The organism is Massilia sp. Mn16-1_5 (assembly GCF_004798585.1).
Taxonomy (GTDB): Bacteria; Pseudomonadota; Gammaproteobacteria; order Burkholderiales; family Burkholderiaceae_D; genus Telluria.
On sequence record NZ_PPXQ01000022.1, the window covers coordinates 1 to 17,717 of the forward strand.

The 17,717-nt window shown below is 66.4% G+C and carries 19 protein-coding genes and 1 pseudogene; 9 read left to right on the forward strand and 11 right to left on the reverse strand.

Annotation, left to right across the window (positions count from 1 at the left end; genetic code table 11):
- Together C2862_RS25370 and C2862_RS25375 are read left to right on the forward strand one after the other, a co-directional pair.
- Window positions 1-292, forward strand: a pseudogene (locus C2862_RS25370) (hypothetical protein); the annotation flags it as partial.
- Between the two features lie 40 nt (window positions 293-332).
- The gene (locus tag C2862_RS25375; protein WP_168710139.1) at window positions 333-980 is read left to right on the forward strand and encodes a hypothetical protein; all 648 of its coding nucleotides are present in this window, start codon (window positions 333-335) and stop codon (window positions 978-980) included.
- 136 nt (window positions 981-1,116) lie between these two features.
- On the opposite strand, the gene C2862_RS21670 is transcribed toward C2862_RS25375, so the two are convergent.
- From C2862_RS21670 to C2862_RS21695, 6 genes are all read right to left on the reverse strand, one after another.
- Complete coding sequence (locus C2862_RS21670) at window positions 1,117-1,404, reverse strand: hypothetical protein (RefSeq protein WP_056339789.1); 288 nt, start codon at window positions 1,402-1,404, stop codon at window positions 1,117-1,119.
- A 191-nt stretch (window positions 1,405-1,595) separates the two neighbouring features.
- Entirely contained in the window at window positions 1,596-2,258 is a 663-nt protein-coding gene (locus C2862_RS21675; protein WP_136222530.1) for an ABC transporter ATP-binding protein, read from the reverse strand.
- Window positions 2,259-2,268: 10 nt separating this feature from the next.
- Entirely contained in the window at window positions 2,269-3,051 is a 783-nt protein-coding gene (phnE, locus tag C2862_RS21680) for a phosphonate ABC transporter, permease protein PhnE (RefSeq protein WP_136222647.1), read from the reverse strand.
- Window positions 3,051-3,887: an ABC transporter permease gene (locus C2862_RS21685; protein WP_136222532.1), complete on the reverse strand. Its 837-nt coding sequence runs from the start codon at window positions 3,885-3,887 to the stop codon at window positions 3,051-3,053. The genes phnE and C2862_RS21685 overlap by 1 nt, the downstream gene beginning before the upstream one ends.
- A 2-nt stretch (window positions 3,888-3,889) precedes the next feature.
- Window positions 3,890-4,702 carry a phosphonate ABC transporter ATP-binding protein gene (locus C2862_RS21690; RefSeq protein WP_136222534.1) on the reverse strand — a complete coding sequence of 271 codons (813 nt, stop codon included), beginning with the start codon at window positions 4,700-4,702 and terminating at the stop codon, window positions 3,890-3,892.
- 16 nt (window positions 4,703-4,718) lie between these two features.
- Window positions 4,719-5,591 (reverse strand): putative selenate ABC transporter substrate-binding protein, encoded by an 873-nt coding sequence (locus tag C2862_RS21695; RefSeq protein ID WP_136222536.1) that lies wholly within the window; start codon window positions 5,589-5,591, stop codon window positions 4,719-4,721.
- Window positions 5,592-5,752: 161 nt separating this feature from the next.
- Here C2862_RS21695 and egtD point away from each other — a divergent pair, with 161 nt between their 5' ends.
- The 4 genes from egtD (at window position 5,753) to C2862_RS25380 (ending at window position 9,203) form a co-directional block, all read left to right on the forward strand.
- Window positions 5,753-6,736: an L-histidine N(alpha)-methyltransferase gene (egtD, locus tag C2862_RS21700; protein ID WP_229467549.1), complete on the forward strand. Its 984-nt coding sequence runs from the start codon at window positions 5,753-5,755 to the stop codon at window positions 6,734-6,736.
- A 20-nt stretch (window positions 6,737-6,756) separates the two neighbouring features.
- Window positions 6,757-7,965 (forward strand): ergothioneine biosynthesis protein EgtB, encoded by a 1,209-nt coding sequence (egtB, locus tag C2862_RS21705; protein WP_136222540.1) that lies wholly within the window; start codon window positions 6,757-6,759, stop codon window positions 7,963-7,965.
- Window positions 7,962-8,918 (forward strand): YihY/virulence factor BrkB family protein, encoded by a 957-nt coding sequence (locus C2862_RS21710; RefSeq protein ID WP_136222542.1) that lies wholly within the window; start codon window positions 7,962-7,964, stop codon window positions 8,916-8,918. Before egtB ends, C2862_RS21710 begins: the two co-directional genes overlap by 4 nt.
- Before the next feature lie 108 nt (window positions 8,919-9,026).
- Window positions 9,027-9,203, forward strand: coding sequence for a hypothetical protein (locus tag C2862_RS25380; RefSeq protein ID WP_168710141.1), 177 nt, complete (start codon window positions 9,027-9,029; stop codon window positions 9,201-9,203).
- A gap of 3 nt (window positions 9,204-9,206) precedes the next feature.
- Here the strand turns inward: C2862_RS25380 and C2862_RS21715 are convergent, their stop codons facing one another.
- The 3 genes from C2862_RS21715 to senB all read right to left on the reverse strand — a co-directional run bounded on the left by C2862_RS21715 (window position 9,207) and on the right by senB (window position 12,586).
- Window positions 9,207-10,358, reverse strand: a complete 1,152-nt coding sequence (locus C2862_RS21715) for a GGDEF domain-containing protein (protein WP_136222544.1) — start codon at window positions 10,356-10,358, stop codon at window positions 9,207-9,209.
- A gap of 169 nt (window positions 10,359-10,527) precedes the next feature.
- Window positions 10,528-11,583 (reverse strand): selenide, water dikinase SelD, encoded by a 1,056-nt coding sequence (gene selD / locus C2862_RS21720; protein WP_136222546.1) that lies wholly within the window; start codon window positions 11,581-11,583, stop codon window positions 10,528-10,530.
- A gap of 22 nt (window positions 11,584-11,605) precedes the next feature.
- Complete coding sequence (senB, locus tag C2862_RS21725) at window positions 11,606-12,586, reverse strand: selenoneine biosynthesis selenosugar synthase SenB (protein ID WP_136222548.1); 981 nt, start codon at window positions 12,584-12,586, stop codon at window positions 11,606-11,608.
- Window positions 12,587-12,777: 191 nt separating this feature from the next.
- Here senB and C2862_RS21730 point away from each other — a divergent pair, with 191 nt between their 5' ends.
- The gene (locus tag C2862_RS21730; RefSeq protein WP_136222550.1) at window positions 12,778-13,041 is read left to right on the forward strand and encodes a hypothetical protein; all 264 of its coding nucleotides are present in this window, start codon (window positions 12,778-12,780) and stop codon (window positions 13,039-13,041) included.
- A gap of 54 nt (window positions 13,042-13,095) precedes the next feature.
- Here C2862_RS21730 and C2862_RS21735 read toward each other — a convergent pair whose 3' ends face one another.
- Both C2862_RS21735 and C2862_RS21740 read right to left on the reverse strand, forming a co-directional pair.
- Window positions 13,096-14,697 carry a DEAD/DEAH box helicase gene (locus tag C2862_RS21735; protein WP_136222552.1) on the reverse strand — a complete coding sequence of 534 codons (1,602 nt, stop codon included), beginning with the start codon at window positions 14,695-14,697 and terminating at the stop codon, window positions 13,096-13,098.
- A 421-nt stretch (window positions 14,698-15,118) separates the two neighbouring features.
- Window positions 15,119-16,444 carry a transglycosylase SLT domain-containing protein gene (locus C2862_RS21740; protein WP_136222554.1) on the reverse strand — a complete coding sequence of 442 codons (1,326 nt, stop codon included), beginning with the start codon at window positions 16,442-16,444 and terminating at the stop codon, window positions 15,119-15,121.
- Between the two features lie 438 nt (window positions 16,445-16,882).
- Between C2862_RS21740 and C2862_RS21745 the strand changes: the two genes are divergently transcribed.
- Entirely contained in the window at window positions 16,883-17,452 is a 570-nt protein-coding gene (locus C2862_RS21745; protein ID WP_136222556.1) for a DUF1415 domain-containing protein, read from the forward strand.
- Window positions 17,433-17,654, forward strand: coding sequence for a DUF1289 domain-containing protein (locus C2862_RS21750; protein WP_136222558.1), 222 nt, complete (start codon window positions 17,433-17,435; stop codon window positions 17,652-17,654). The genes C2862_RS21745 and C2862_RS21750 overlap by 20 nt, the downstream gene beginning before the upstream one ends.
- Window positions 17,655-17,717: the final 63 nt, after the last annotated feature.

Genomic DNA, 17,717 nt, shown 5'->3' on the forward strand with positions numbered 1-17,717 from the left:
CGGGGCCGATGCGGCCGCCGGACGCGGCGCCGGCATGGCCAACCTGCAGGCGCTGCGCCGCGCCATGGTCGAGCAGGGCGGCTTCACGCGCATCGCGGCGCTGTCGAACCAGCCGGCGCGCGCGGCGCAGATGGCGGGCGGCCTTGCGCTGCTGCTGGCCCTGGTCGAGGAATTGCGCATCGAGACGCTGGTGCCGGTCGGCGCCGGCCTGCGCGCCGGGGTGATCCGCGAGCTGCAGCAGCGCGCGGAGGGCTGCGCACGAAAGCATTCCCTCTATCCCGAATGCGCCTGATCGACTATATTGTTTACCTTGTTAAGTAGTGGAATACCCCATGAGCAGAAAACCGGTTCCCGCGACGGGAGCGGCCACGGCCGCATCGACGCGGGCGAAAGCCGTCGCGGCCGCAGTCAAGACAGCACCCGCACGCAGCAAGGCGGCCGCCACGAAAGGCGGCGCCGCATCTACCACCCAATCCTCGTCCGCCAAAAGGACCGCCGTGAAGTCGGGCGCCCGCGCGCCGGCGAAGAGCCCAGTGAAGCCGGCCGCCAAGGCCGCGGCGAAAGCGCCTGCAAGGAAGGCCGTCAAGGCCGCGGCCAAGCCCGCCGCCAAAGTGTCCGCAAAGGCGCTGCCTGCCAGGACGCCCGCGGCCGCCCTCAAGAACGCGGCCAAGGCACTGGTCAAGGCGGCCAAGGACACGCCGGCCGCAAGCCGCAGCCGCGCCGCGCAAGCCGCGCCGGCGCCCGTAGCGGAAGCGGCGCGTCCGGTGCTGGTGCGCGACAGTTTCACGATGCCCGAAGGGGAATATGCGGTGCTGGCGAGCGTGAAGCAGGCCTGCCTGAAGGCCGGCTTCGAGATCAAGAAGAGCGAGTTGCTGCGCATCGGCGTGGCCCTGGTCGGCCGCCTCGATGTGGCGACCCTGCGCCAGGTGCAGGACAGCCTGCCGCAGCTGAAGACGGGACGCCCGCCGGGCAAGGCGTAGGGGTGGTCGAGGCCAATGGCCTCGACCACGGTCTCACTGGGCATGCCCGCGCGTGAACTATGCGTTATGTTGGCTTCGTTTGAGGAAAGACCTCGCCAACACGATGCGAGCGTCACGCGCGGGCATGCCCGCCCTACTAGTGCAGCGCCGCCGAAGTCAGTTCCTTCAGCTCGCGGATCGGGATGTTCGATTTCTCGTGCATGCGCAGCAGGATCGTCGCGCCCACGTTCAGCTTGCGGTGACGGATCTTGCTGATGATCGGCGGCTGCACTTCCAGCACGCGGCACAGCTCCGCGTCATTTTTGAGGTGCATCTTTTCGATGAGGGTGTCGAGCAGCTTGTTCGGCACGAAACTCGACGGCTCGAGTGCGCGGGCGCGATGCATCGCGGCCAGCATTTCCTGTTTTTTTTGGCGTACGTTCATGTACTCCTCCAATACATTTGTTTGAGGGGACAGGACCGTTTTGGAAAGCGCCCGAGATTGTGGTTACTGTGCTTGGCTGATGCGTACGGGTCGTTGTGATATTACTACGCCCGCGCAGCTGGTGCCGCACTATTCGTTGCGAACAGTGTCTAACTTGCTTGTTTCCTCACGGAACTTGCAGGGATTTGTTGCTAAAAAGCAGGTATGCCTTGGGCTGGCCTGAGTCCTTCGCGCGTCAGCAGCAGGACCTCGTCGGCCATCTCGGCCGCCGCGTGGGAGTGGGTGACCATGATCGCGCCTGCGCCATTCGCCTTGATCTCGGCGCGCAGCAGGCGCAGGATGCCGCCGGCCGTTTCCGGATCCAGGTTGCCGGTCGGCTCGTCGGCCAGCAGCAGGGCCGGCTGGTGCACCAGGGCGCGCGCGATCGCCACGCGCTGCAGTTCGCCGCCAGACAGCTGGCGCGGAAAGTCGGCGCCGCGTCCGGCCAGGCCCACCGCCGCCAGCATGGCGTCGGCCCGCTCGGTAGCGTGTCGATTCAGGAGCAGCGGCAGCGCCACGTTCTGGCGCAGGCTCAGGTGCGGCAGCACGTGGAAGGCCTGAAAGATGAAGCCCATGCGGGTGCGGCGCAGGCGCGTCGCCGCGTCGTCGTCGAGCGCCGCCATCGGCGTGCCGTCGACGATCACCTGGCCGCTGTCGGGCGCGTCCAGCCCCGCGATCAGGTTCAGCAGGGTCGACTTGCCCACGCCCGACTCGCCCATGATGGCGACGAAGCGGCCGGCTTCGAACACGTGCGACAGGTTCGAGAGGACGGTGCGTCCGCCATAGGTCTTGGTGAGCCGGTCCAGTGCGAGCATCGTCTTGTCTTTACCTCGTGAGGGCGCGCCGCAGCGCGTAACTGATCGCGTCGACCAGGGCCACCAGCAGCAGCATCGCCAGCACCACGGTCGCCGCGCTCTGCATCTGGAACAGCGACAGGTGGTACTTCAGCATCTGTCCGAGGCCGCCGGCGCCGACCACGCCCAGCACGGCCGCGGCGCGGATATTGTTCTCCCAGCGGTACAGGGTGTAGGAGAGCATCTGCGGCAGGGTCTGGGGCAGGGTGGCGTAGAAGAAGGCGCTGAGCGCCGGCGCGCCGTTGATGCGCAGCGCCGCTTCCGGCGCCGGCTCGGCGTTTTCCAGCGCGTCGGCGAACAGGCGCCCGAGCACGCCCGCCGTGTGCGCAGCCAGCGCCAGGGTTCCGGCGAAGGGACCGAGGCCGGCGGCGACCAGCAGCAGCGCGGCCCAGACCAGTTCCGGAATCGAGCGCAGGACGTTGAGTATGACGCGCACCAGCGCGCGCGCCGCGCCGCCCCAGCGGCCGCTGGCGGGCAGCGCCAGCACCAGGCCGGCGATCACGGCCAGCAGGGTGCCGAGCGCCGACATCGACAGCGTCTCGAGCGCCGCGTTCAGGGTCTTCATCAGAAACGGCGCAGCCGTTTCGGGCGGGGTAAAACCGCCGAGGAATTCCAGCGTGGTGCCGGCCGCCTCCGGCGTGAAGAAGGCGGCCAGGTCCAGGCGCAGGGTGGCGAAGCTGGCGACGACCAGCACCAGCAGCAGTACCAGCAGGACCGGCGTGCTCCAGGAGCGTGGCGGCGGCGATGGTCGCATCATCCGAGCCTCCGGCGCAGCAGGGTCGAGACCAGGTCGGCCGCAGCCACCAGCAGCACGAACACGAGCAGCATGGTCGCCACTTCGCCGCCGGCCATCATCTTGGTCGATTCATCCATCCGCTGCCCGAGCCCGCCGGCGCCCACGAAACCCATGATGGCCGAGCCGCGGATCGCGCATTCCCAGCGGTAGATCGTGTACGAGACCAGTTCGGCCGCCGCATCCGGCAGGGCGCCGTAGAGCAGGGCCGGCAGGCGCGCCGCGCCGTTCGCGAGCAGGGCGTCGGTGGCGTGGGCATCGCTCGATTCCAGGATCTCGGCATACACCTTGGCCAGCATGCCGGAATAGGTGAGGGCGATCGCCAGCACCCCGGCCGTCGGGCCGAGGCCGACCACGCGCACGAATAGCAGGGCCCAGACCAGTTCGGGCACGCTGCGCAGCAGCACCAGCACCCAGCGCACGCCCTGGCGCAAGAGGGCCGCCGGCCAGCGCACGCGGCCCGTACCCAGGCGCGAGATCGACAGCCGCTCGCTCACCAGCAGGGTCGCGGGAATCGCGCCCAGCAGGGCCAGCGCCAGGCCGGCGGTGGCAATCGCGACCGTGATCCAGGTCTCGCGCAGCACCATGGCCAGGAACTCGAGCGAATGCGCCGGATGCAGGAAGTCGGACAGGAAGCCGCCGGCCGCGGCCAGGCTTTGCGGGTCGAACAGGATCCAGGGCTTGAACTCGCTGTAGACCAGCGCCGGCCACAGCACCAGCAGGGCCACGGCGCAGGCCAGCAGGCGGCCGCGCCAGGCCGGATCGGGGTGCAGGGCGGGGTGGGAGAGCGCCGCCATGCTCAGAAGCAGGCGCCGACGGCAATGCGTTCGGGCGTCTCGTGAGGCGGATGCGGGTGCGGGACGGTGCTTTCGTTCTCGTAGAGGGCGGCGATCATGGCATCGGTGACCTGTTCGCGCGGCAGGTCGAATACGATGCGGCCGTCGCGCAGGCCGACGATGCGCTGGAAATGCGCGCGCGCCATCTCGACCTGGTGCAGGCTGCAGACCAGGGTGGCCTCGCGCGCGGCCGCCTCTTCCTGCAGGGTCGCGAGGGTGATGCGCGCCAGCGCCGGATCGAGGGCCGAGATCGGCTCGTCGACCAGGAAGGCGTCGGCACTGGATAAGAGCAGGCGCGCCAGGCTGCAGCGCTGGCGTTCGCCGCCGGAGAGGCGGTCGACGCGCGCATACAGCTTGTCGCCCAGCCCGAAGCGGCGCAGGGCCTCGAAGGCGGCGTCGGGGTCGACCGGCTTGAACAGCGAGCGCAGGGCGCGCCCCAGGCTCCAGGCCGGCAGGCGCGCCGCCAGCACGGCGGTCACCACGCGCTGGCGCGGCGGCAGCGGCGGCGTCTGCGGCGCCAGGAACAGGCGCGCGCGCAGGCGATGGCGCGCCGCCTGCGGCAGGGCCCACGGATCGAGGCCGAACACGGACAGCGCGCCTTCGCTCGGCTGGTGCGCGCAGGCGAGCGTCGACAGCAGCGTGGTCTTGCCTGCGCCCGACGGACCGATGAGCGCCAGCTGCTCGCCCTGCTGCACATGCAGGTCGAGCGCGTGCAGCGCCGCCGCCTGGCTCCCGGCCAGGTGACGCACGGTCAGTTTGTCGAGCTTGAAACTCATGACGCCGCCAACGGTCTTACTTGAGCAGGCCGGCATTCTTCGCCGCCGCTTCGATCGCCTTGTAGTTCTCGGCCTTGGTCGGCACGAACTTGGTGGCGCGCTGCAGGTCGAGGATTTCCTTGCCTTGCGGGGTCGAGGAGTCCAGCGCCAGGAAGGCGTCGCGGATTTTCTTCTGCAGGCTTGGGGCCATGTTGGCGTGCACCGACCAGTTGTAGTCGTAGTAGCCCGGCGTGGTGTAGAACACGCGCACGGTCTTCGGGTCGACCTTGTTGGCTTCGACCAGCTTTTCCCAGACGGAGATGTTCAGGGCGCCGGCATCGACCTTGCCGCCGGCCACCGCCGCCACCGTCGCGTCGTGCGCGCCCGAGAAGGCGACGCGTTTGAGGTCGGTGTCCGGGTTGATCTTGGCCGCCAGCAGGAACGAGCGCGGCATCAGGTGGCCCGAGGTCGAGGATTCGGAACCGAAGGACAGCGTCTTGCCGCGCAGGTCTTCCAGCTTGTTGATGCCGGGCTGGGTCGTGATGAACACCGAGCGGAACTTTTCGTCTTCGGCGCGCTGCACCAGGGGCACGATCTGGCCCTTGCTGCGCACATTGGCCTGCACGAAGGTGAAGCCGCCGAACCAGACCATGTCGAGCTTGTGGTTGATCAGGCCTTCGACCGAGGCGGCGTAGTCGGTCACCGGGGTGAACTCGACCTTCAGGCCGGTGGCCTTGGCCAGGTAGTCGCCCAGCGGCTTGAACTTGCGCTGCAGTTCGGTCGGCGCTTCGTCCGGAATGGCCGAGACGCGCAGCACGCCCGGGGTGTTCTGGGCGGAGGCAGGGGCGGCCAGCAGGACGGTGGCGGCGCAGGCGGCGAGCAAGGACTTCAGGACGGTCGATGGGGACATGGCGAGCTTTCTTCTTGTAAAGGACAAAGGCAGGGCGGCGAGCACGCTAGCGCGGCTGGCAAACGCGGAGGATTTCAGACTTCCGCTATGATAGCAAAAACAGCAACATCTTCCCTAGCAGGGGCGCATCCGGCACCCCGGCGGCACGAATGATAAACCTTATGCTGACGTCCTGCACAACCGAGAAGCCCGCGCTGGCCGCGGCACCGTCCACCAGCGCTGCCAGCGCCCACGTGCCGGCCGAGCTGTACGACGGCCTGGGCGCCCGCCACGCGACCATCTCGCCGAAGTTCCTGTACGACGCCCTCGGCTCGAAGCTGTTCGAGGCCATCTGCGAGCTGCCCGAGTACTACCCGACCCGTACCGAAGCCGGGATCTTCGCGCGCTACGGCCGCGAGATCGCCCGCGCCTGCGGCATCGGCACGACCATGATCGACCTGGGCGCCGGCAACTGCGCCAAGGCGGCAGATTTGTTCCCGCTGCTGCGCCCGGCGCAGTACGTCGCGGTCGACATCTCGACCGAGTTCGTCAGCGACGCCCTGGCGCGCCTGCGCCTGCGCTTCCCGCAGATCGACATGCAGGCGCTGGGGCTCGATTTTTCCAGCGGGCTGGAACTCCCTGAGAATGTGCGTGCCGAGCGCCGCCTGTTCTTCTATCCCGGCTCTTCGCTCGGCAACTTCACGCCGCCCGAGGCGCGCGTCTTCCTGACCCGCCTGCGCAAGAGCTGCGGGCCGGACGGCGGCCTGCTGATCGGCATCGACCTGGCCAAGGACAAGGCCACCCTCGACGCCGCCTACGACGACGCCCTCGGCGTCACGGCCGCCTTCAACCTGAACGTGCTGCGCCACGTGAACCAGCTGCTCGGCAGCGACTTCGACATCAAACAGTGGCGCCACGTGGGCTTCTACAACGAGGCGGCCGGCCGGGTCGAGATGCACCTCGAGGCCAAGCAGGCCCAGCGCGTATGCTGGCCGGGCGGCGGGCGCGATTTCGCCGAAGGCGAGCGCATCCACACCGAAAACAGCTACAAGTACCGCCAGGCCGACGCCATCGACCTGCTCGAACAGTCGGGCTTCGAGGCGACCCGGGTGTGGACCGATCCGCGCTGTCCCTTCGCCGTCATCCATGCCCAGGCGATCGCCTGAGGTTTGAATCGAGTCCTGCGATGCTGCGCGATGATTTCCAGGCCGTGCGCCAACGTTCCCTGCAACTGGCCGCGCCGCTGTCGAACGAGGACTGCTGCGCCCAGTCGATGTCCGACGCCAGTCCCATCAAATGGCACCTGGCGCACACGACCTGGTTCTTCGAGACCTTCATCCTCGAGCCGCGCGAACCGGGCTTCCGGCCCTTCCACAGCGCCTTCCGGGTGTTGTTCAATTCCTACTACAACGGCGTCGGCGCCAAGCACCCGCGCGCCCAGCGCGGCCTGCTCACCCGTCCCTCGCTCGACGACGTGAAAGCCTACCGCGCCGACGTCGACGCGCGCATGCTGCGCCTGCTGGAAGGGGGAAGCGGCGACGGGTCCCTGGCGGAGCTCGTCACGCTCGGGCTGCAGCACGAGCAGCAGCACCAGGAATTGATGCTCACCGACGTCAAGCACCTGCTGGCGCAGAACCCGATCGCGCCCGGCTACGACGGCGAGGGCATGGCGCCGGACAGGGATCCGGGCGCGCTGGAATTCATCGACTTCGACGGCGGCCTGGTCGAGATCGGCTTCGACGGCCGCGGCTTTTGCTTCGACAACGAGTTGCCGCGTCACCGCAGCTATGTCGCTCCCTTCAAGCTGGCTTCGCGCCTGGTGACGAATGGCGAATACGCGGCCTTCATCGAGGCCGGCGGCTACCGCGACCCGGCCCTGTGGCTGGCCGAAGGCTGGGACCGGGTGGCATCCGGCGAGCTGGCGGCGCCCTTGTACTGGCGGCGCCAGGAAGACGGCGGCTGGTGCGAGTTCACCCTGCACGGGGAAGTGCCGCTCGATCCGGCGCGTCCGGTGACGCACCTGTCGCTGTACGAGGCCGACGCCTATGCGCGCTGGTGCGGCGCGCGCCTGCCGACTGAAGCCGAATGGGAATTCGCCGCGCGCCTGGCCAGCATCGAGGCCGGCCGCCTGCATCCGGAGGCCGCCGCCGGCGAAGGCTTGACGCAAATGTTCGGCGCCTGCTGGCAATGGACCAGCAGCAGCTATGCGCCGTATCCCGGCTATGCGGCGGCGCCGGGCGCGATCGGCGAATACAACGGCAAGTTCATGGTCAACCAGTACGTGCTGCGCGGCTCGTCCTGCGCGACCCCAGGCGGACATGCGCGTGCCAGCTACCGCAATTTCTTTCCTGCCTACGCGCGCTGGCAATTTACCGGCATCAGGCTGGCAAAATGAAGGGGCTTGCGCCCTTGCGCTTGCGCCGGCTGCGCATCCGCCGCACCCGTATCCGGATCCTGAACCGGCGCGCCAACGCCTACATCCTGTCGCACCCGCTGGCTTTCACCCTCAGCGTCCTGAAGGGCTTTCGCGCCAACCAGGGATTGCTGCTGGCGGGCGCGGTCGCCTATTACGCGCTGCTGTCGATCGTGCCCTTCCTGATGCTGGCGGTGGTGGCGCTGTCGCACTTCATCGACCAGGCCGAACTGCTGCTCACGCTGCGCCGCTACCTGGAACTGCTGGTGCCGGGGCAGTCGGCCTCGATCGTCACCGAAGTCGCCAACTTCCTCGACAACCGGGATGTGATCACCTGGGTCCTGGGCGTGACCATGCTGTTCTTCAGCTCCTTCGCGTTTACGGTGCTGGAAAACGCGATGAGCGTGATCTTCGTGCACCGCGTGGCGGTCCGGCGCCGCCATTTTCTCGTCTCGGCGGTGCTGCCTTACTGCTATATCCTGGCGCTGGGCGTGGGCGTGATGCTCGTCACCGTGGTCGCCAGCACCCTGCAGGTGATGGGCACGGAAAGCGTGCGCCTGTTCGGCGCCACCTGGTCGCTGGGCGGCGTCTCCGGCGCGCTGCTGTATCTGCTGGGATTGCTGGGCGAGATCCTGGTGCTGACCTCGATCTATCTCGTGATGCCGGTCGGGCGCCTGTCGCTCTCGCATGCGCTGGTGGGCGGCGTCACGGCGGCGCTGTTGTGGGAAATCGCGCGTCACGTGCTGGTCTGGTACTTCTCGACTTTATCCCAGGTGAACGTCGTCTACGGCTCGATGACGACGGCGATCGTCGTCATGTTCAGCCTCGAGATCGGGGCCACGCTGCTGCTGTTCGGCGCCCAGGTGATCGCCGAGTACGAACGCGTCGGGCGTGGCAGGCCGGAGGCGCATCCGCCTTTGACAATGACCGCCTGAAGCGCTCTCCCGCGTCGTCTTGCGCCGCCTCAATTTCTCGTGATTAGGCCAATGGCACAGTAGGCTCTTGCGCCGGCATAACGCTGGGCAATAGACGACGGAGCGGTCATGGATAAAACGAGCGTTTTCCTGGGTTTGCCTTTGCCGGTCATGCTGGCGTTCATCGCGCTGCTGGCTGGACTGGTCATGCTGGCGCGCCAGCTGCACAAACTGCGCCAGCCCGTCGTGGTGCGGCGTGCCGCCCATCCTCCGGTCCCGCACAAGGGGCCGTCCCGGCCCGACTGATCCTCAGAGCACGACGCTGCGGTTGCGTCCCGCCGACTTGGCCGCGTACAGGGCCCGGTCGGCGCGCTCGATCGCCTGGTCGATCGGCTCGCCGTCCTCGTAGCGCGCGAACCCGGCCGAGAATTGCACGCGCAGGTCGTGCAGGACAGGGCTGGCTGGCAGGCTGGCCAGGCTCTCGCGCAGGCGCGCCACGCCCAGGGTCGGGTCGCCCGGCGCGCTTTCCGGCAGGAGCAGCAGGAATTCCTCGCCGCCCCAGCGTCCGATCATGTCGGTGGTGCGCAGCACGACCTGGGCCTGGGTGGCAAACGCGCGCAGCACCGCGTCGCCGGCCGCGTGGCCGTAGGTGTCGTTGATGCTCTTGAAGTGGTCGAGATCGATGATGCAGACAAAAAAGCGCGGCCCGCCGCGCGCGTGGCGCGTCGCGTGCTCCTGCAGCAGCGTCATCATGCGGCGCCGGTTCGGCAGGCCCGTCAGCTCGTCGCGCGCGGCCATTTCCTTGATGTGGCCCAGGGCCTGTTCGAGGGCGATCTTCTGCGTTTTCAGGCGCGTGCGCATATCGGACAGCTGGCCCGACAGCTTGGAAATCGCCAGCATCACGATCGCGGTCAGCGCGAAATTGAAGAGCTCCTGGCCCAGCGGATAGTGCAGCGGCAGGTTGTCCGTGCACCAGTACATCACGACGCCCATCAGGATCACCGTGTAGACGCTGGCGTGGCGCACGGCGCTCGGGCGCAGGCTGAACATGCCGAACACCATCACCAGCGACAGCATGATCACGGTCGCGCCATGCACCGGCCCCGTCACGGCATAGACGCCGGCGATCAGGGTCTGGGCCAGGATGGTTTGCGGCATGGCCAGCGTGGGATCGGCGAAGCGCCGGTTCAGGCCACTGCGGATGACGGCATAAAAGCCGAGGATGAACACGAAAAACAGGCTGGACAGCACCGCGACCTGGACGACGTCGGCAACGCCGATGCTGGCCGCGTAAACGAGCAGGAGGACGATGATGGCGGTGACCAGGGCGGCCAGGCCCAGCAGCTGCAAGGTGCGGCGTTGCAGGCTGTCGGTGCCGAGGAAAACGTCGGCCAGGCGGGTGGTCTGCCCAGGGGGAGGGGGCGGGTCGAGCGCCGCCGGAGCGGCCTGTTGCGTGGGCATTGTCTCTGGAGATTTTTGTTAGAACTGTCGAGTCCGGTCTGCGCCGGCAGCGAGCATTATACAGCCGACAATTCTTAAAAAAACAATGATGCACCTTGCATGCAAAAAATAAAAGTATTGACACGGCAACATTTTCGTTGCCGTGATATATGCATATGTGGGAACCGGATCAGGCTTTGACCAGCACGCCCGGGGTGCCTGCGACCATGCGGCCGATGACCTTCGCCTCGCCGAACCCCTCGCGTGCAAACAGGGCCAGCACGGCATCGGCGACGGCCGGATCGCAGGACACGAGCAGGCCGCCCGAGGTCTGCGGGTCGGTCAGCAGGGCCTGCTGGGCCGGCGTCACGTTCGCCGAGAGCGTCACCTCCTTGCCATACGCCTGCCAGTTGCGGCCGGAAGCGCCGGTGAAATAGCCGTCGTGGGCCAGCTGCAGCACGCCCGGCAGCAGCGGGATGTCGGCCATCTCGAGTTCGGCCGACAGCCTGGCGCCGCGCGCCAGTTCCAGCAGGTGGCCGAGCAGGCCGAAGCCAGTGACATCGGTCAGCGCGTGCACGCCTTCCATCGCCGCCAGCGCCTGGCCCGGCTTGTTCAGCTTGGTCGTGTTGGCGATCATCGCGGCATAGCCATCGGCGCCCAGCACGTCCTTCTTGAGCGCGGCCGAGAGCACGCCCACGCCCAGCGGCTTGCCGAGGATGAGCACGTCGCCGGCCCTGGCGTCGGCATTGCGCTTGACTTTATCCGGATGCACCAGGCCCATGACCACCAGGCCGTAGATCGGTTCGACCGAGTCGATGGTGTGGCCGCCGGCGATCGGGATCCCGGCTTCGGCGCACATCGACTCGCCGCCGCGGATGATCTCGCCGATGGTTTCGACCGGCAGCTTGTTGATCGGCATGCCCACCAGGGCCAGGGCCATGATCGGGGTGCCGCCCATCGCATACACGTCGGAGATGGCATTGGTGGCGGCGATGCGGCCGAAGTCGAAGGGATCGTCGACGATCGGCATGAAGAAGTCGGTGGTGGCGATCAGGGCCTGCTCGTCGTTGAGTTTATAGACGGCGGCATCGTCGGCGGTCTCGATCCCGACCATCAGCTGGGGCGGCACCGGGAAGCCGCTCGACTTCTTGAGGATTTCGGCCAGCACGCCGGGCGCGATCTTGCAGCCGCAGCCGCCGCCGTGCGAAAAGGAAGTCAGTTTGATGGTTTGGTCGGGCGCGTTCATGTTCGGTTCCATTATTGAGTTGTCAAGCTACCCTGGGTGCGGGCAGCAGATTATCCACCAAGTCGGAAAGCGCCGCTCGTTCGGTCTCCGGCAGGAACAATCCGGCGCGGGCGGCGCACTGGCGCCGCAGCAGGGCGTCGAAATCCGGGTCTGCCACGCAGCGCTCGATCAGCGCCGCCAGCGCGGGAGCGTCGCCCGCTTCGAAATAGCCCGCGTAGTCCTGCCCGAGCATGCCGACATTGCCGTCGATGTGCGAGGCCAGGACCGGCACGCCGCTGCTGACGGCCTCGATGATGACGTTGGCGCCGCCCTCCATGCGCGAGGCGATGACCATCGCGTGGCAGCGTTTCAGGCGCTGGCGCGTGCGCGCGTGGGGCAGCGGTCCCAGCCAGCGGTAGCGCGGCGTGGCCGCCGCGGTGTCGCGTGCGGCCTGTTCCAGGGTGGGGTCGAGCGCGCCGCCGATATGGAGCAGGCGCACCCCCGGCGTCCGGACCAGGGCAGCCGCGCGCATGAAGGTCTGCGGATCCTTTTCCGGGCGCAGGTGGCCGATCATGCAGATGTCGAGGTGGCGCCTGGCCGGTGCCGGCGGGCTTGGGCGCAGCGGCGGCGCGGACTGGTAGATGACGCGCGCCTTGGGGCGTACCCGCGCGGGCAGGCGCGCCAGTCCCGCATCCTGCAGCACGACCAGGGCGTCGGCCAGCTCGAGCGAGGCGCGCGCCTCGGGCACGCTGTCGATGTCGCGGTACAGGTCGGTGCCGGTGAGTACCAGCAGGGCAGGACGCTCGGGGTGCGCGGCCTTGAAGCCGGCCAGTGCCTGCGCCGAGCGCCGCGCGTGCAGGGCGATCAGGAGGTCGGGCGCCGGATCGTCCACACTCCAGCCGCCCGCCACCGTGACCGCATAGGGGCCGCGCAGGAAGCGTGCCCAGCGGCTGGCGGTTTGCCAGTTGCCGTTGTTGTCGGCTGCCGCCGCGGGGCTGGCGATGAGAATGCGGAGACGATCCATTGATTGATATCGAGCGCTGAGGTGGACGGTTCGCGATTATACGGGGCGTCTTGTCTGCCCGCCCACTGGCTTCGAATCCGATCCGCAGCTTGGACATTGGCCGACACCGGCGTAGGAGTGCATCCATGTCGCAACGGGGCCGGGCTGGGGTTTAATGAGCACAGTTCAACAGCAATGCGACATGGTGCGGTATGAAAGCGCGACTCGACAACACGAAGGACCTCCGCCAGGCAATTACCGGTGCCTGCGCCCGCCTGCTGGCCTTGAGCATCGCATTCCTGTACTCGGTCCTGCGCACCGACTGGCTGCGCCTGGTCGCCTCGCCGAGCATCGCCGCAGGCGTCCTGCTCGTGATTCCCGCAACCTGGCTCGCCATCCGCGAGCATTGCTTCGGCATGAGGATGTTCGGCGCCGAACGGCGCAGGCAGGTACGCCTGCATCCGAACGCCGCGTGAAACAGACGAAAAAAAGGCTGCCGAGGCAGCCTTCTTCATTCACGCGAACGACGATCAGTTGTCGCCGAACGTGCGGCGCGCGTTGTCGAACGAGCGCGGGTGGGCGCTGTTGCCGCGGTAGCCGCCGTTGCCTTCGCGGCGTGGTGCTGCGTCGCGGTTATAGCCGCCTTCGCGCGGTGCCGAATTGTGGCCACCCTCGCGGTTATAGCCACCGGTGCGTGGCGCCGCGTCGCGGTTGTAGCCACCTTCGCGGTTGTAGCCGCCGGTACGCGGTGCCGCATTGTGGCCACCCTCGCGGTTATAGCCACCCTCGCGGTTGTAACCGCCTTCGCGCGGCGCGCCTTCACGCTGGCCGTAGGGCTTGCTGAAGCTGCGCTGGCCCGGCTTGGCGGCGCTGCGGCCGTCGCCCGGCTTCCAGCCCGGACGGGCGCCGGTACGTGCCGGCGCCGAACGCTTCGGCTCGAAACCTTCGACCACGTCGACCGGAATGGTCTGCTTGGTGAAGCGTTCGATGCGCTTGACGTTCATGCCTTCGGCGTGGTTCACCAGCGACACGGCGATGCCGTTACGGCCGGCACGGCCGGTACGGCCGATACGGTGCACGTAGTCCTCCGGGAACTTCGGCAGGTCGTAGTTCACCACGTGGGTGATGGTCGGCACGTCGATGCCGCGGGCGGCGACGTCGGTCGCCACCAGCACACGCACCTGGCCGCGGCGCATGCTGTCCAGGGTGCGGTTGCGCGCGCCCTGGTGCATGTCGCCGTGCAGGGCGGCGGCTGCGAAGCCGGCGATGTTCAGGCGGTCGGCGATGGTGTCGGCGTCACGCTTGGTGGCGGTAAACACCACGGCCTGGTCCATCGACTCGTCGCGCAGCAGGTGGTCGAGCAGGCGGTTCTTGTGCGACAGGTCGTCGACGAAGTGGACCTTCTGCACGATGTTCTCGTGGCGCTTGGTACCGCTGGCGATCTGGATGGTCAGCGGATCCTTGGTGATGCGGCGCGCCATGTTGCCGACGACGCCATCGAGCGTGGCCGAGAACAGCATGGTCTGGCGCGTTTCCGGGGTGGCGGCAACGATCTTTTCGATGTCCTCGATGAAGCCCATGTCCAGCATGCGGTCGGCTTCGTCCAGCACCAGGATTTCCAGTTGCGAGAAGTCGATCTTGCCCGACTCCATGTGGTCGATCAGGCGGCCCGGGGTCGCGACCAGGATTTCAGGATTCTTCGACAGCAGCTGCATCTGCTTCGGGTAAGGCATGCCGCCCAGGATCGAGACGGCGCGGATGCGGCGCATCGAGGTGGTGTATTGCTCGGTCGCGGTGGTGACCTGCAGGGCCAGCTCGCGGGTAGGGGTCAGCACCAGCATCTTCGGCTGGGCTGGCTTGAAACGGACGCGCTCGCCGCGCGAACGGGCCGACTGCGCTTCCTGCGCAGGGGTACGGCTCATCGGCGCCGGTTCGATGTTGGCGAACTTGTTCAGCGACGGCAGCATGAAAGCCGCGGTCTTGCCCGAACCGGTTTGCGACGAGACCAGCAGGTCGCGGCCGCCGATGGCGGCGGGGATCGCCTGTTCCTGGACTGCGGTCGGCTTCAGGTAGCCGGCTTCGGTGACTGCCTTGACGAGGGACGCGTGGAGACCTAGTGCTTCAAAACTCATTGTTTGCTTTTCTTTCGGTAGTGATCGGCGCTCGTCAGTATGAACGGGCGCAAAATAGCAACGCGAACCAACACAACGAAATGACTCAGAATGAAAGAAATTTCGGCACAAAAGCTTTGCGCCGGGACGGTGTCAAGGATCGACACGCAGGGCGGGAGGGCTTTATGGGAGGCTGCCTGGAACGGCTGGCCTGGGCTGCGATGCTGCTTGTTTGTTACTTGCTTTACTTGCTTGCGTTGTGGGCTGGCAGGCGACGTATTGTCGAGTTATTGCAGCGCACAAACGACACTATACAGTAGTTTGCGAATGCTTGCACAGTACGGCTGATTTGAGCTAACGCAAAGAATGGCGCGACGCCGCGCAAGGCGGCATCGGATCGGAAGGGAGTCCGGCCCGGCAATCCTGCCCGGGCCGTGGCCGCTCAACGGTGCTTGCGGCGGCTGTTGGTGTTGCGAGAAACGCGCGAATTCGACGCGGCCGTCGCCTTGGTCTTGTAACGGCTGCTGCGCACCTTGTCGCCGCGGTCCGCCTCCAGCGCCATGACGGCGCTATCGACGATGCTGTCGGCGATGTCGGTACCGGCCGAGGCCGAGGTCTTCGGCACCAGGATGGTCGAACCGGCCTTCAGGCGGGTTTGCATCGGGATATTGTTGGCCTGGCGGATGACTTCCGGCGTGGTGCCGAACTTCGAGGCCAGCGAGGAGATGCTTTCCTTGGCGCTGGTGATGCGGTGCGTGGTCCAGCTCGACAGCGCCTGGCCCCATTGCGCCAGGTTCAGGTGGAACTTCTCGGCGTTCTTCTGGGGCAGCAGGATCTTGGTGCGGTCGTCGCCGGTGATGACCGGACGCTTGAACTGCGGGTTCAGGGCCTTGAATTCGTCGATCGACATTTCCGCCAGCTGGGCGGCGACGGCCAGGTCGATGTCGCTGGTCTTGTCGATGGCGGTGAAGTAGGGCTGGTTGTCGATCACCGGCAGCACCACGTTGTACTGGCCCGGGTTGGCAACGATGTTCTTCACGGCCTGCAGCTTCGGCACGTAGTTGCGGGTCTCGGCCGGCATCAGGTCGGCCAGGCTTTCGAAATCGGTTGGTTTACCCAGCGCCTGGTTCTTCTTGATCGCCTTCTGGACATTGCCTTCACCCCAGTTGTAGGCGGCCAGGGCCAGCTGCCAGTCGCCGAACATGGTGTACAGGCGCTGCAGGTAGGTGAGGGCGGCGTCGGTCGAGGCCAGCACGCCGCGGCGCTCGTCCTTGAACATGTTCTGCTTGAGGTCATAGTCCTTGCCGGTGCCCGGCACGAACTGCCAGAGGCCGGCGGCGCTCGCGGTCGACAGGGCTTGAGGATTGAAGGCCGATTCGATCACCGGCAGCAGGGCCAGTTCGGTCGGCATGCCGCGCTTTTCCAGCTCCTGCACCACGTGGAACAGGTAGAGCGACGCGCGGCCGGAAATGCGGGCCATGTAGTCGGGCTTGGCGCTATAGGAGCGGGTATGGCGTTCGACCAGGTTGTTGTTGATGTCGGGAATCGCGTAGCCGCTGCGGATGCGGCCCCAGACGTCGGTTTCCTTGTATTCGTCGACTTTCAGGACGGCCGCACCGTTCGCGGCGCCATTCGCGGCGGCGGCGGTGGCAGGGCGCAGCACGGCGGCGCCTTGCAGCGCGTTGACCGGGGCATTGTCGATGGCCTGGGCGAAGGGAGCCGAGAACAGAAGCACCAGCGCGGCAGCAATTGAGGTTTGACGGGTCATGTCGTTTCGCTTTCCAGTGTTGCGTCCAGTGTTGCTCTAAAGAACGGCGGGGCTGACGATTAAGAGGGCAGTGTACGAAGCAGCTGTTGAGACAGTCAAGTAATAATCCTGGGCAGTTACAAAATTTCTTGTCTATCCTTTTTGCTAACTTGAAACTCTTTTGATAACACATCAAGGGGGTATATGGATTTCCTTTCTATGTAGCAATCGTGGTACTCCAGTGGAGTATGCTGAAATCCCTTCAGGCAATATATTCCTCGTGGAAACAACTCGCCGCTACTGCATGCTTGTCGAATCATTAATGAAATATCGCTCTTCCTGTCCGGCTCGGCATTTTTCAACTTACCCGCCTCGAATACCTGACCTATGAGCACACGCAAACTGTGCGTACAATCCGCGTATTGCACCGCGTTTCCTTTTCGAGAACACCTATCTGATATGAGCACCGCCAACCTCAACGCAGACGATGACGCCATCATCGCCGCCACCCGCAACTGGCTGGAAAAGGCCGTCATCGGCCTCAACCTCTGCCCCTTCGCCAAGTCCGTGTATGTCAAGGAGCAGGTGCGCTACGTCGTATCGAGCGCGCGCACGCCCGAGGCCCTGCTCGAGGAATTGATGAACGAGCTGCAGAACCTGTCCGACACCCCGGCCGAGAAAGTCGACACCACGCTGCTGATCCATCCCTTCGTGCTCGACGATTTCCTCGACTACAACGAATTCCTGGACGTGGCCGATGCCGCCGTGGAGGACATGCAGCTCGACGGCGAACTGCAGGTCGCCAGCTTCCACCCGGAGTACCAGTTCGCCGATACCGACAAGAACGATATCGAGAACTACACCAACCGCGCGCCTTACCCGATCCTGCAGATCCTGCGCGAGGAGAGCATCGAGCGCGCCGTCGAAGCCTTCCCGGATGCGGCCGAGATCTTCGAGAAGAACATCGAGACCATGGAAAAACTGGGCCACGAAGGATGGGACAAGCTCGATGTCGGACCAGCCCGCTAATGGCGAAGGCGGTACGCAGCCGCTCCCTCCGCGTCCGGACACGCCTTGCGTCGCCGTCTGCTCCACCACCTTCGACGAGGTCTGCCGCGGCTGCGGCCGCACCTATGTCGAGGTCGCCCAGTGGGTTGCCATGACGGCCGAGCAGAAAGAGATCGTCTGGCAGCGCATCCTGGCCGCCGGCTACCCGCGCCGCAATACCTGAGCACGCTTGGGTGGCCTTTCCGCCCGGGCGGTCACGGCTATGCGATGATAGGCTGACAAGGGA

Bases quoted from the DNA above. Each gene is read 5' to 3' on its own strand.
- C2862_RS25375 (WP_168710139.1), top strand. From the start codon at position 333: ATGAGCAGAAAACCGGTTCCCGCGACGGGAGCGGCCACGGCCGCATCG.
- C2862_RS21670 (WP_056339789.1), bottom strand. From the start codon at position 1,404: ATGAACGTACGCCAAAAAAAACAGGAAATGCTGGCCGCGATGCATCGC.
- C2862_RS21675 (WP_136222530.1), bottom strand. From the start codon at position 2,258: ATGCTCGCACTGGACCGGCTCACCAAGACCTATGGCGGACGCACCGTC.
- phnE (WP_136222647.1), bottom strand. From the start codon at position 3,051: ATGCGACCATCGCCGCCGCCACGCTCCTGGAGCACGCCGGTCCTGCTG.
- C2862_RS21685 (WP_136222532.1), bottom strand. From the start codon at position 3,887: ATGGCGGCGCTCTCCCACCCCGCCCTGCACCCCGATCCGGCCTGGCGC.
- C2862_RS21690 (WP_136222534.1), bottom strand. From the start codon at position 4,702: ATGAGTTTCAAGCTCGACAAACTGACCGTGCGTCACCTGGCCGGGAGC.
- C2862_RS21695 (WP_136222536.1), bottom strand. From the start codon at position 5,591: ATGTCCCCATCGACCGTCCTGAAGTCCTTGCTCGCCGCCTGCGCCGCC.
- egtD (WP_229467549.1), top strand. From the start codon at position 5,753: ATGCTGACGTCCTGCACAACCGAGAAGCCCGCGCTGGCCGCGGCACCG.
- egtB (WP_136222540.1), top strand. From the start codon at position 6,757: ATGCTGCGCGATGATTTCCAGGCCGTGCGCCAACGTTCCCTGCAACTG.
- C2862_RS21710 (WP_136222542.1), top strand. From the start codon at position 7,962: ATGAAGGGGCTTGCGCCCTTGCGCTTGCGCCGGCTGCGCATCCGCCGC.
- C2862_RS25380 (WP_168710141.1), top strand. From the start codon at position 9,027: ATGGATAAAACGAGCGTTTTCCTGGGTTTGCCTTTGCCGGTCATGCTG.
- C2862_RS21715 (WP_136222544.1), bottom strand. From the start codon at position 10,358: ATGCCCACGCAACAGGCCGCTCCGGCGGCGCTCGACCCGCCCCCTCCC.
- selD (WP_136222546.1), bottom strand. From the start codon at position 11,583: ATGAACGCGCCCGACCAAACCATCAAACTGACTTCCTTTTCGCACGGC.
- senB (WP_136222548.1), bottom strand. From the start codon at position 12,586: ATGGATCGTCTCCGCATTCTCATCGCCAGCCCCGCGGCGGCAGCCGAC.
- C2862_RS21730 (WP_136222550.1), top strand. From the start codon at position 12,778: ATGAAAGCGCGACTCGACAACACGAAGGACCTCCGCCAGGCAATTACC.
- C2862_RS21735 (WP_136222552.1), bottom strand. From the start codon at position 14,697: ATGAGTTTTGAAGCACTAGGTCTCCACGCGTCCCTCGTCAAGGCAGTC.
- C2862_RS21740 (WP_136222554.1), bottom strand. From the start codon at position 16,444: ATGACCCGTCAAACCTCAATTGCTGCCGCGCTGGTGCTTCTGTTCTCG.
- C2862_RS21745 (WP_136222556.1), top strand. From the start codon at position 16,883: ATGAGCACCGCCAACCTCAACGCAGACGATGACGCCATCATCGCCGCC.
- C2862_RS21750 (WP_136222558.1), top strand. From the start codon at position 17,433: ATGTCGGACCAGCCCGCTAATGGCGAAGGCGGTACGCAGCCGCTCCCT.